6 protein-coding genes are annotated in these 12,681 nt (G+C 59.2%); 4 read left to right on the forward strand and 2 right to left on the reverse strand.

Annotated elements, in window-relative coordinates; translation table 11 throughout:
• Positions 1 to 524: 524 nt before the first annotated feature.
• The 4 genes from KO088_RS06305 (at position 525) to KO088_RS06320 (ending at position 7,468) form a co-directional block, all read left to right on the forward strand.
• Positions 525 to 3,740, forward strand: a complete 3,216-nt coding sequence (locus KO088_RS06305) for a S41 family peptidase (RefSeq protein ID WP_215494034.1) — start codon at positions 525 to 527, stop codon at positions 3,738 to 3,740.
• A 95-nt stretch (positions 3,741 to 3,835) separates the two neighbouring features.
• Positions 3,836 to 4,948, forward strand: coding sequence for an A/G-specific adenine glycosylase (gene mutY, locus KO088_RS06310; protein ID WP_251419846.1), 1,113 nt, complete (start codon positions 3,836 to 3,838; stop codon positions 4,946 to 4,948).
• A gap of 619 nt (positions 4,949 to 5,567) precedes the next feature.
• Positions 5,568 to 5,714, forward strand: coding sequence for a 50S ribosomal protein L34 (gene rpmH / locus KO088_RS06315; protein WP_009432805.1), 147 nt, complete (start codon positions 5,568 to 5,570; stop codon positions 5,712 to 5,714).
• 209 nt (positions 5,715 to 5,923) lie between these two features.
• On the forward strand, positions 5,924 to 7,468 hold the full coding sequence (locus KO088_RS06320; RefSeq protein ID WP_215494036.1) for a FadL protein: 1,545 nt from the start codon (positions 5,924 to 5,926) through the stop codon (positions 7,466 to 7,468).
• Between the two features lie 83 nt (positions 7,469 to 7,551).
• Here the strand turns inward: KO088_RS06320 and purL are convergent, their stop codons facing one another.
• Both purL and KO088_RS06330 read right to left on the reverse strand, forming a co-directional pair.
• Entirely contained in the window at positions 7,552 to 11,265 is a 3,714-nt protein-coding gene (gene purL, locus KO088_RS06325) for a phosphoribosylformylglycinamidine synthase (RefSeq protein ID WP_215494037.1), read from the reverse strand.
• A 195-nt stretch (positions 11,266 to 11,460) separates the two neighbouring features.
• On the reverse strand, positions 11,461 to 12,474 hold the full coding sequence (locus tag KO088_RS06330; protein WP_229770841.1) for a peptidoglycan DD-metalloendopeptidase family protein: 1,014 nt from the start codon (positions 12,472 to 12,474) through the stop codon (positions 11,461 to 11,463).
• Positions 12,475 to 12,681 lie beyond the last annotated feature (207 nt).

Genomic DNA, 12,681 nt, shown 5'->3' on the forward strand with positions numbered 1-12,681 from the left:
CACACGAGCGTTATAAATACGGGCAAAAGTACACATTTTCCCCTAATTCGTGCAACGCACATTCACCTAAGCCGCTTTTCCAGTGCAAATGCGGGACAAACAGCGCCCTCCAAACGGTATGAAAAGCCATAACCTCTCCCCTACTTCCGTAGCCGAAATCACGATGCCTTGGCAGCACTGCTTAGGACACTATCACACAAGCCAATCGCCACGCTCGCTGCCCGCTGCTCACCGAGGAGGGAAAATGAAGTAGTACTGGTCGCTGCATCGACCAGTACTGGTAGACATTAGTGACCAGTACTGATCCGCGGTGTGACCAGTACTGGTCCGATCGCTGACCAGTACTGGTTACTTTCACCCCCTTCACGAGCCCACTCTACACGCGCTTCAGCAGGGTGCTCTTTGCTCATCACTTGGGATGTGCGTCCTGGACACATTCGCTTCCTTTACGCCTTCCCTCTATTTATCGTATCTTTGAGCATATACATGGTCTCGAACCACATACACAATCATCACTATAAGCAATGGATATAAAGAAACCCCTTCTCTGTGGGCTTCTCCTCGGTGCGGCGGCACTCTCCGCCTCTGCACAGGAACGCCCACTCTGGCTGCGCTATCCAGCTATCTCCCCTGATGGCAAGACGATCGCCTTCGCGTACCAAGGCGATATCTACACCGTACCCACCGTGGGTGGTGAAGCCCGTCGCCTGACCTCGACCGAAGCCTATGAGTGCTATCCCGTCTGGTCACCCGATGGCAAGCAGATCGCCTACACCTCCGACCGCAACTCCTCTGGCATCAACATCTACATCATGCCAGCGGGTGGCGGTAAGGCTCGTCAGCTGACGACCCACTCGGGGCGTGAGATCCCCCAGGCCTTCACTCCCGATGGCCGCTACCTGATCTTCAAGGCACACATCCAAGATCCTGTCAGCTCCGCCCTCTTCCCCAACTCCCTGCTCACTGAGCTCTACCGCGTGCCCGTCACCGGTGGTCGCCCCGAGCAGATCCTCGCTACTCCCGCCGAAGCTGTGAATGTCAGCCGTGATGGCCGACGCATCCTCTATCAGGAGATCAAGAGCTTCGAGAACGAGTGGCGTAAGCACCACACCTCCTCTGCCTCACGCGACCTCCTCGAGTACGACTTCGACAAGAAGACCTACCGCTTCGTTGCCCGTCACGATGGCGAAGACCGCGATCCCGTCTACTCCCCCACAGGTAAGTCCTTCTACTTCCTCAGCGAGCGCAATGGTGGCTCGATGAATGTCTACGAAGGCAACCTCGCCGGCCCCGCTACCGAAGCCAAGGCACTCACCCAGCTCAAGGGTGACCCCGTGCGCTTCCTCTCCAGCTCAGCCGACGGCCTGCTCTGCTTCGGCTATGCCGGTGAGATCTACACCCTTGTCCCTGGTCGCAGCGAGCAGCGTGTACCCATCCGCATCTCCAAGGACCAGGCTCCCGACGAAGAGCTACACCTCGCGATGAGCCGTAGCCTCGGCTCTGCCGCGGTCTCTCCCGACGGCAAGCAGATCGCCTTCCTCTCGCGTGGCGATGTCTTCGTCACGGCTACCGACTACACCACGACCCGTCAGATCACGAAGGGTTCACAGGCCGAGCGCGGTGTCAGCTTCGGCGCGGACAACAAGTCCATCGTCTACGCCAGCACCAAGGACGGCTCATGGGATCTCTACATCGCTAAGGTCGAGCGTGGCGAAGATCAGAACTTCCCCAACGCTATGGCGATCAGCGACGAGAAGCTCATCCCCTCGCTCAAGGGCGAGAAGATGTACCCCTCCTTCTCCCCCGATGGCAATGAGGTAGCCTTCCTCTACCAGCGTGAGAAGCTCATGGTCTACAACCTCAAGACACGTCAGACTCGTCAGATCACCGACGGCAAGCAGACGCTTGACCCCGACTTCGTATGGTCACCCAACGGGAAGTGGATCGCCTTCTCCTACGTCTCCCGTGGCCGTGGGCCCTACACCGACGTAGGTATCGTCAGCGCTCAGGGTGACCAGCCCATCCAGAACCTCACGAACAGCGGTTACTTCAGTAGCAACCCTCGCTGGTCTACCGATGGGAACATCCTCCTCTACGCTACCGATAAGTATGGTATGCGCAACCACGCTTCGTGGGGCTCTATGAACGATATCATGGCGGTCTTCCTCAATCGTGCGGCTTACGAGAAGTTCCGCATGAACGACGAAGACCTCGCCCTCCTCGAGGAAGCCGAGAAGCAAGCCAAGGCCGACACCACGAAGACGAAGAAGGCTCAGCCCGCTAAGAGCACCAACGGCGTCATCGAATGGGACAACCTCGACCTGCGCACCGTACGTATCACCCCCGCCTCTTCGCGCCTCGGTGACTACATCCTCTCGCCTGACAACAAGAAGCTCTTCTACTTCTCCGCTACCGAAGCTGGGCAAGACCTCTGGGTCTACGATATGCGCAAGCACACGACGCAGCTGCAGAAGAAGATGGACCTCTCCTCTCCCTTCTTCGCTTCGGACAAGAAGGGCACGAAGCTCTTCATCCTCGGCGCTTCACCCATGACGCTCGATCCCAAGACGGATGCCACGAAGCCCATCACGATGGCTGGCCACCGCCGCATCGACCGCATCCGCGAGCGTGAGGTCATGTACGAAGAAGTCGTCCGCGAAGAAGAAGCACGCTTCTACCGCAAGGATATGCACGGCGTGAACTGGAAGAAGCTCACCGACCACTACCGCACCTTCCTCCCCTACATCGACAACAATCAGGACTTCGCCGAGATGCTGAGCGAGCTCCTCGGCGAGCTGAACGTATCCCACACGGGCTCCGGTGCTCGCAGCTCATCGTCGGCCTTCCCCACGGCTGAGCTCGGCGTCTTCGTCTCGCCTGTAGCAGGCTCTGGTGCCCTGCACGTCGACGAAGTCGTGGCAGGTGGTCCCTTCGACAACTCCCACACGAAGCTGCAGAAGGGTAGCCTCATCACCGCTATCGACGGCGAGAAGCTCGAGGCAGGCAAGGACTACTTCCCCCTGCTGAACGATAAGGTAGGCAAGCGCCTCCTCGTCTCCTTCCGCACCGCCTCAGGCGAGCAGGTCGACGAAGTCATCCGCCCCATCTCCTCCTCTGCCCTCAATGACCTCCTCTACAAGCGCTGGGTCAAGCAGCGTGCCGAAGAGGTAGAGCGCGTATCGAAGGGCACACTCGGCTACGTCCACATCCCCTCGATGGGTGACCCCAGCTTCCGCACGGTCTACTCCGATGTCATGGGCAAGTACTACCAGAAGAAGGGTATCGTCATCGACATCCGCTACAACGGCGGTGGTCGTCTCCATGAGGATATCGAAGCCTTCTTCACGGGTAAGCACTACGCCGACCAGGTCGTCCGTGACCGCCAGTACTCGGAGATGTCCTCCCGCCGCTGGAATCGCCCCTCTGTCCTCGTCACTTGCGAAGCTGACTACAGCAATGCCCACGGTACGCCTTGGGTCTATCAGCACCTCAAGGTCGGTAAGGTCGTCGGTATGCCCGTAGCTGGTACGATGACCAGCGTGAACTGGGTGACGCTCCTCGACCCCAGCGTTTACTTCGGTATCCCTGCCGTAGGCTTCCGTCTCTTCGATGGTCGCTATCTGGAGAACACCCAGATGGAGCCCGACGTCGTCGTACCTCTTGATCCCACGAAGGTCCTGCAGGGCGTCGACACGCAGATCGAGAAGGCCGTCGAGGTCCTCCGCGCTGAGACGAAGTAATCCCCCGCACTTCACTAATCGTATTTATATAAGCGTAGCCCCTGCATCCCGAGTGATGCAGGGGCTACGTGCGTAATGGCGTATCTTTGCGCCCGATGAAGAAGACCCATCCCACCCCATCCACCGAAGGCATCGACCTTCGTGATGTGCAGCGCCGCCTCGGTAGCTGGTACGACGAGCATGCCCGTGCCCTCCCCTGGCGCGAAGATGTATCGGCCTACCACGTCATGCTCTCCGAGATCATCCTCCAGCAGACGCGCGTGGACCAAGGGATGGCTTATTATCATCGCTTCACCGAGCGCTTCCCCACCGTACAGGACTTAGCCGCCGCGAGCGAAGACGAGGTACTCCTCCTCTGGCAGGGCCTCGGCTACTACTCCCGTGGGCGCAATCTCCTGCGTGCCGCACAGATCATCGTCTCGGACTTCGGCGGAGAGATCCCCCACACCCCCGAGGGGCTGAGCCGCTTGCCAGGCGTCGGGCCTTATACGCGCGGTGCGATCCTCTCCTTCGCCTACAACCTCCCTTACCCCACCGTGGACGGTAATGTCTACCGCGTGCTGAGTCGCCTCTTCGGCTCTACCGAGCCCATCGACACGACACGTGGCTCACGCTCCTACTGGGAGCTGGCGGAGGCCCTCCTCGACAAGGCGCATCCCAGCCGCCACAACCAAGCCGTCATCGAGCTGGGTGCCCTCTGCTGTACGCCCCGTCGTCCGCACTGCGATGCGTGCCCCATCGCTATGCACTGCCTCGCCCATCGCGCCAGCATCGAGGAGCAGCTCCCCATCAAGCAGGGCAAGACGAAGGTCCTCCCCCGCCATATGGACTACTTCCTCATCCGCCTCCCCCACACATCGGGGGGCGAAGGCCTACTCATTCGCCGTCGTGGTGCTGGCGATATCTGGCAGGGGCTGTATGAATTCCCTCTTATCGAGACGGGAGAGACGGGTGTCACCGTCGAAGAGCTGACGAAGCTCCCCGCCTTCGGTGACCTCATCGCAGCACTCGAGCGCCCGACCTTCCACTCCACCCCCATCGCACAGTGCTCTCACAAGCTCTCCCACCGTGCTATCTATGCTCGCCTCTTCCTCATCGAAGCTGAGGGCCTCAGTACGGAGCTTCCCTACCAGCATATACCGAGCACGGAGCGCAGTAGCTACGCCTTCCCCGTACTCATCGAGCGCCTCTTAGAGCAAGTGCCATAGCGGAGGGAGTACGACGTACCCATAGTCCTACCTAAGTCAACCTATATTGGTCGGCGGGCGAAGCTATATTGGTCCGCGCCGTGACCTATATTGGTCGCAGCGACGACCTATATAGCTTTTTGAAGTGACCTCTATTAGGTTGTTGCTCCGCGTAGGGATAAAAGTTGCGGACGAGTGGTAGAAAAGTTAGGACTACGTACGTGGTCCTAATATCTACGTACGTGGATATTTGGATTGACCTGCCTGGTCTTTAAGACTACGTACGTAGATAGAAGAAAACCACTACGTGAAGGCGCTTTTTCCTTCGCGAGAAGGATACTTTTCCCTTCGCTGAATAAGAGGAATACTCACGATAAGGCGAAGGGCGTGCTTGCTCACTTCGGAGAGGCGTATCGGGGAGCTGGGCGTGCGATGCCTTAGCAGGACAAATAGAGAACAGGACTCTCGGCAACAGTCCCCGATATAGGTTGACTCGATGACCAATATAGGTCACTACCACCCCCTGATATTGTGGGTCAGACGCCCCCCGCGAATTATGGTTGGATAAAATTCCCTATCTTTGTGGCTCAAATTGCAGAACATAGCAAAGTATAAGCAACTAATATATTAGACAAACGAGATGAAAAGAACGTTCCAACCATCGAACCGCAAGAGAAAGAACAAGCACGGTTTCCGTGCACGTATGGCTACGGCTAACGGTCGTCGCGTACTGGCTGCTCGCCGTGCCAAGGGCCGTGCTAAGCTGAGTGTCTCTGACGAGTACTAAGCCAAGCCTCTTGCATTTAGGTCACTGACCTACCCCTTAGAGGGCTCCCGTAGTGCGCACTACGGGAGCCTTTTTTCTTTGCCTTGCTACTATGAATACACGGAGGGACACGCACACATCTGAGCGAAGTGTGCATATTTCTCTATCTTTGTCCTGCCTCCCATAAGGCAAGCGCCCCACTACGGGGCGACAAATCATCCTATATAGCAATGAAGAAAACGCTACTCCTGGGCCTCATCGCCCTCACCGCCGCCCCCGCAGCACACGCTGGGGGTCTGCTGAACAATACCAGCCTCCACGCCCTCTACCTGCGTAGCCTCGCACGTAATGCCTCACTCGCTATCGACGCGACCTACTACAATCCCGCAGGTCTTGTCTTCACACCCGACGGCTGGCGCTTCTCGGTCAACAGCCAGACCGTACTCCAGAGCCGTGACATCGACGCTACCTTCGCCCCATTCGCTTACTCTACGGCAGGCACTACTACTAAGCGCTTTGAGGGGAAGGCCACTGCGCCCATCGTCCCCACGCTCATGGCTTCGTATAAGAAGGGTGACTGGGCATTCTCAGCTGTCGTAGGCGTCTTCGGCGGTGGTGGTAAGGCCAGCTTCACAAGCGGTCTCCCTCAGTTCGAGGCGAACGTAGCACTCGTCCCCACGATCACGCAGGCCATCGCTCAGAAGGCTACCGCCATGATCGCTACCCTCCCCGCAGGGGCACTCCCCCCAGCAGCTCAAGCTGGCTTCGCTAAGCTCATCGACCCGATCAAGGCGGCTAACAAGTACTCCGTAGACAGCAAGCTCGAGGGACTCCAGTACGTCTTCGGCCTGCAGGCTGGTGCAAGCTACAAGATCAACCAGCACCTGAGTGCCTACCTCGGTGCGCGTCTGAGCTATGCCTACAACACCTACACGGGCTACATCCGCAATATCCAGGTCAGCGGTGCTGATGGCGCCATGCACCACGCCCCCACCTACTTCGGTGTGATCGCTGCGGGAGCTAAGGCAGCTGAGCCTATCGTCAACAACCTGCCCGACGCTCTCAAGCAACAGGTACAGCCTGTCCTCGCCGTCCCTGGCCTTCTAGCAAAGAACACCCTCGACAAGCGCATCGAGGTCAAGCAGACGGGTATCGGTCTGGCGCCTATCGTCGGGCTGAACTTCAACTACGAAGGGCTGAACGTAGGGGCACGCTATGAGTTCCGCACCGCTATCCGCGTGAAGAACACGACTGAGGCCAATGATTCCGGCATGGAGCAGTTCGCCGATGGTGCTAAGGTCGCCAACGATCTACCCGCTGTACTCGGTGTCGGTGCTTCGTACCGCATCCTCCCCACGCTGACGGCTGCAGTCAGCTACAATCACTTCTTCGAGAAGTCTGCGAACATGGCTGGCGACAAGCAGAAGACCCTCAAGGGCAACACAAACGAATATCTCTTCGGCCTCGAGTGGAACGCCCTCGACTGGCTCGACGTCAGCGGCGGTGTGCAGATCACGCGCAAAGGGGTGAGCGATGCTTATCAGAGCAACATCCACTTCGACATGAGCTCCACGTCCTACGGCCTCGGCGTCGGCCTGCACCTCACGAAGGAAGCCCAGCTGAACCTCGCCTATATGATCTCCAGCTACGGCGATCACAAGAAGGCCATCAGCACCTACGCTGCTCAGCCTGCCCTTGGCATCGCACTCCCTGGTAGTGAGGTCTACACCCGCAAGAATCAGATCTTCTCCATCGGCCTCGACTACACGCTCTAAGGCCGAGCAAGTCCCGCTAAACGACCGAGCCCCGACCTCCCACATAGGAGATCGGGGCTCGATCATTTGGTAGCTACCGTAGCCTAACGGCTGTGCTCACAGCACCAATCGTAGGCATTGCGGAAGGCCTTCATCCATGGAGTCACCTCGTGCTCACGGCGGTCAACCTCGGGGTAGTAAGCGCACTGCCAGGGGAAGATCGCACGCTCGGGGTGAGGCATGAGAGCCAGATGACGGCCATCAGCACTGCAAAGCCCTGCGATAGCGTCAGGCGAGCCGTTGGGGTTCGCGGGGTACGCATCATAGGCGTAGCGTGCGATGACGTGGTAGCGGTCGCTGTCGTAGGGGAGGTCGAACTTCCCTTCGCCGTGAGCTACCCACACACCGAGTGACGCACCAGCCAGATCACGGAGCATCACCGAGTGGTTCTCGGGGATCGTGAGGCTGACGAACGAGCTCTCGAACTTGTGCGAGTCGTTGTGCGCCATCTTATGCTTCAGCTCGTGCTCAGGATAGAGGAGCTCCAGCTCGGCCATCAGCTGACAGCCATTACAGATACCGAGGCTCAGCGTGTCGGGGCGAGCGTAGAAGCGGTCGAGCGTAGCCTTCGCCTGCTCGTTGAAGAGGATACCTGCTGCCCAGCCCTTAGCCGAGCCGAGGACGTCGGAGTTCGAGAAGCCACCGCAGAAGACGATGAGCTGTACATCATCGAGCGTCTCACGACCCGAGATGAGGTCGGTCAGATGCACGTCCTTGACGTCAAAGCCTGCGAGATAGAGGGCATAAGCCATCTCACGCTCACCATTCGTCCCCTTGTCACGGAGGATGGCAGCACGGACAGGCGCCTTCGCTGTGCGATCGGGATCGAGACCGAGATCAGCGAGCTTACCCGTGAAGCCCTTAGGAGCCGTGAGGCGGAGGGGCTGATTCTTATAGCCTTCGTAGCGAGCCTTAGCCAGCTCTTCGCCGCTCTGATACTTGTCCATCAGGTAAGAGGAGCGGTACCAGAGGTCGCGCTTGGCATCGATGTCGAGCGTGAGCGTGGACTTCTTGCCGTAGCTTACCGAGAGCGTGCGCCCGTCGGCCGTAGGCGTAGCGATGCGAGCGAAGCCGATGCTGGCATCACGCAGCACTTCTTCGAGGACTTCGGGATGTGAGGTCTGCACGAGCACACCGGGGTTCTCGGCGAAGAGGAGCTTGACGATATCGTCCTCGGGGAAGGCCGTGAGGTCGACCGACAGCCCGCCCTTCGTAGAGGGGAAGCACATCTCCAGCAGCGCCGTGATGAGGCCACCGCCCGAGATATCGTGACCAGCCGTCAGCACACCGCGCTGGATGAGCTCCTGCACAGCAGTGAAGGCTTCGCGGAAGTACTCAGGCTCCTCGATACGGGGCGTCTCGTCACCGAGCTGACCGAGGGCCTGCGCGAAGGCTGAGCCACCGAGCGCCAGCGGAGAGAAGCTGAAGTCGATATGATAGACAGGGTATGCGGGATTCGCGACGAGTACAGGTGAGAGGATCTTCTTCACGTCAGAGACCTCACCGATAGCGCTGATGATGACGGTGCCTGGACTCAGGACCTTCTCGCCGTTGGGGTACTTCTGCGTCATAGAGAGCGAGTCTTTACCCGTGGGGATATTGATGCCGAGTGAGATCGCGAGGTCAGAAGCAGCCTCTACCGCGTCGTAGAGACGAGCATCTTCGCCCTCATTGCGGCAGGGCCACATCCAGTTGGCACTGAGTGAAACACCCTCGAGGCCATAGGTAAGGGGGGCAAAGACAATATTCGTCAGCGCCTCAGCGATGGCAAGCTGGCTACCAGCTACGGGGTCTACCAGTGCCGCTACGGGAGCGTGACCGATAGAGGTAGCGATACCTGCACGACCGCGGAAGTCAACTGCCATAGCACCGCAGTCGCTCAAGGGCAGCTGGATCTCACCCTGACACTGCTGGCGAGCTACACGGCCCGTGACGGAGCGGTCAACCTTGTTCGTCAGCCAGTCCTTACAAGCGACCCCCTCCTGCTGCAGCACCTCATCGAGGTAGTGCTCGACTCGGGCAGCGTCATAGCTGAGGGCGGGATAAGTCTTGTCGATATGCTTGTCGACCATGTAGGTCTTGGGCGCCGAGCCGAACATATCCGACAGCGCCAGGTCAATGGGCTTATCACCACCGGCCTCTTCGAAGGTCAGGTGCATATCGTCCGTGGTGCGACCGACGACGTACATCGGAGCGCGCTCACGCTCGGCGATACGGGCGATGCGCTCTACGGCGTCGCCCTTGACCAGAAGGCCCATACGCTCCTGGCTCTCGTTGCCGATGATTTCCTTCGACGAAAGGGTCTCATCACCGATGGGGAAGGCGCTGAGGTCGAAGTGTCCACCCGTCGTCTCGACGAGCTCGGAGAGGCAATTCAGGTGCCCCCCTGCCCCGTGGTCGTGGATGGAGATGATGGGATTGTCTTCACTCTCCGAGAGCGTGCGGATGACGTTCTCGACGCGCTTCTGCATCTCGGGGTTGGAGCGCTGTACGGCGTTGAGCTCGATAGCACCGGCATACTGCCCCGTGTTCACAGAGCTGACGGCACCACCGCCCATACCGATGCGGTAGTTGTCACCACCGAGCAGGACGACCTCTTCACCAGGCTCGGGAGTGCCCTTCTGTGCATCGCTGCGGCGGGCATAGCCGACACCACCAGCGAGCATGATGACCTTGTCGAAGCCGTAGGTAGGTTCGTCGGCCTTACCTTCGTGCTCGAAGGTCAGCACCGAGCCACAGATGAGTGGCTGACCGAACTTATTCCCGAAGTCGCTCGCACCATTGGATGCCTTCGTGAGGATCTGACGGGGCGTCTGGTAGAGCCAAGGGCGGGCAGCGCTGTACTGCTCCCAAGGGCGATCGGCTGCCGTGCGGGGATAGCTCGTCATATAGACGGCCGTCCCAGCCAGAGGCACGCTGGCACGACCACCAGCCATACGGTCACGGATCTCACCACCGGTACCGGTAGCAGCGCCGTTGAAGGGCTCGACGGTCGTGGGGAAGTTGTGCGTCTCAGCCTTGAGGCTCAGCACGCTGTCAATGGACTTACGGACGAAGAAGTCGGGCTTATCACCCGTGGCGGGAGCGAACTGCTCAAGGTCGCTGGGGCCATCGATGAAGGCCACATTGTCCTTATAAGCCGAGACTAAGTGATTGGGGTTAGCGGCGCTCGTGTCCTTGATCATCGAGAAGAGGCTACGCTCTTCTTCCTCCCCGTTGAGGACGAAGGTACCACCGAAGATCTTGTGACGGCAGTGCTCGCTATTGACCTGCGAGAAGCCGAAGAGCTCGCTGTCGGTGAGCGGACGCCCGAGACGCTCGCTGAGCCCCTCGAGGTAGGAGATCTCCTCATCGCTGAGAGCCAGACCGTGGGCGTCATTGTAGGCCCGCACGTCCGTGATATACTCGATAGGCGCTGCCGTGATGTGCGTGTCGAAGACCGTAGCATCGATCCCCTCATAGAGGGCCTGCAGCATGGGGTCGAAGGATGCATCGGGCCCCGAGACCTCGCTGAACTCCTCGATACGCGTGACCGTGGGGATGTTCATATTGCGCACGATCTCCACCGCATTGGTGCTCCAGGGCGTGACGAGCTCGCGGCGCGTCCCGACGAAGAAGCCCTTGAGGGCGGGGGTATCAAGCAAAGTAGCCCCACCAAAGAGCCAGGTGAGGCGATCGAGGGCTTCGGCAGCCAAGGGCGCCGTGCTCTCCACGACATAAAGCACGGGGGAGCTGTGCTTCCTAAAGAGAGTAATCATTCGGAGACTATAAATATTGTCGTAAGAGGGATGTGATCCTGAGGAGATCGAAGCAGAGGGGCGGGGCGCTGAGGCCTCTTCCCTATGAGCAAAGATACGGAAAAAGGCAAGGCCTCACTGCCCAGAGCCAGGGGCTCTAAGCGGTGAGGCCTTGTAGTGTGTCGGCGAGCATAGCTTACGACGGTGCGGTAGGCTTTAGCTCGGGATGCGGAGGGTACGCCCTGTGGAGAGCTTGGCGCGGGCGGAGATGCCGTTGGTGCGGCAGAGCTTGCTTACCGAGACGCCATACTGAGCTGCGATAGCGCGGACGGTCTCGCCCTTCTTGATGCGGTGCGTCTTGAACTGCTCTTCGTTCGACTCGCCACTCTTCTTTGGCTTGGCAGCTGCCTTAGCTACTGCGAAAGAGCGGGGCGTGCGATAGGCACCCTTGACGAAGGCGAAGACGTCATAGCGTGGGACACCTGCCTGGAAGTCGAAGAGGTCCGATGGGTCGATGGGGATACCCATAAAGCGTGCTTCGAAGTGGAGGTGGGGCCCAGTAGAGCGGCCCGTGCTACCGCCGAGACCGATGGGGTCACCAGCGCGGACGACCGTCCCTTCGCGGACGATGGAGCGGCTCATATGGCCGTAGACCGTCTCCAGACCATTGGGGTGGCGGATGACGACGTAGTTGCCGTAGCCCCCACCTTCGTAGGACTTGATACGCACCTTCCCGGAGAAGGCTGCACGTACCGTGTCCCCGTGGCTCAGCTTGAGGTCCGTCCCGTAGTGCATACGCCCGAAGCTATGGCGATAGCCGTAGTTCGAGGTGATTTGGCGGGTGGCGATGGGCATCACGAACTCCTGCAGGTCGATGTCTTGGCGGTCGGGGATGTTGACCGACATACCTGCGAAGGGGTTTACGTGACTTCCCCAGGACTCTTCGCCGTAGAGCTCGGAGGCCGGTGCCTCGAGATCTTCGTTTTGCTTCTTAGCTTTCAGATCAGCCTCGCGACGCTGCTTCTCCTTGGAGAGACGATTCTTGATCTCGAGTCGGTCGGCCAGGAGCAGGTGTTCACCAGTGGTGCTTGCCTGCTGACCGGCTGTCGTGCGTGTCTCCTTCTTTGGTGTCTGAGCCTTCCCTGAGGGGGGCGTTGCAGCCCAGGCAGGGAGTGTCGTGGCAGCCAGACACAGAGATGCGCATAACAGTCGCATTCTTTTTCTTGTCATACCAGCTTTTGATACTACATTAATGATAATACCTGGCGGGAGCGCGCCTCCCGTCGGTGTGCACGGATGCAAAGCATACACTATGCGACAAATGCAAAGATAACCAAATAGTTACAAACGCCAACACTGCACAAGCGCGCAGTATATGTGCAGTCCCCGACCTACTTTCTGCCCTTCCGAGCCTCAGGTGTTGGGTGCATTCACCTT

This window comes from Porphyromonas bobii (genome assembly GCF_943169685.1).
Taxonomy (GTDB): domain Bacteria; phylum Bacteroidota; class Bacteroidia; order Bacteroidales; family Porphyromonadaceae; genus Porphyromonas; species Porphyromonas pasteri.

What these genes read in the sequence shown, in the direction of transcription:
- KO088_RS06305 (WP_215494034.1), top strand. Translation starts at nt 525, where the DNA reads ATGGATATAAAGAAACCCCTTCTCTGTGGGCTTCTCCTCGGTGCGGCG.
- mutY (WP_251419846.1), top strand. Translation starts at nt 3,836, where the DNA reads ATGAAGAAGACCCATCCCACCCCATCCACCGAAGGCATCGACCTTCGT.
- rpmH (WP_009432805.1), top strand. Translation starts at nt 5,568, where the DNA reads ATGAAAAGAACGTTCCAACCATCGAACCGCAAGAGAAAGAACAAGCAC.
- KO088_RS06320 (WP_215494036.1), top strand. Translation starts at nt 5,924, where the DNA reads ATGAAGAAAACGCTACTCCTGGGCCTCATCGCCCTCACCGCCGCCCCC.
- purL (WP_215494037.1), bottom strand. Translation starts at nt 11,265, where the DNA reads ATGATTACTCTCTTTAGGAAGCACAGCTCCCCCGTGCTTTATGTCGTG.
- KO088_RS06330 (WP_229770841.1), bottom strand. Translation starts at nt 12,474, where the DNA reads ATGACAAGAAAAAGAATGCGACTGTTATGCGCATCTCTGTGTCTGGCT.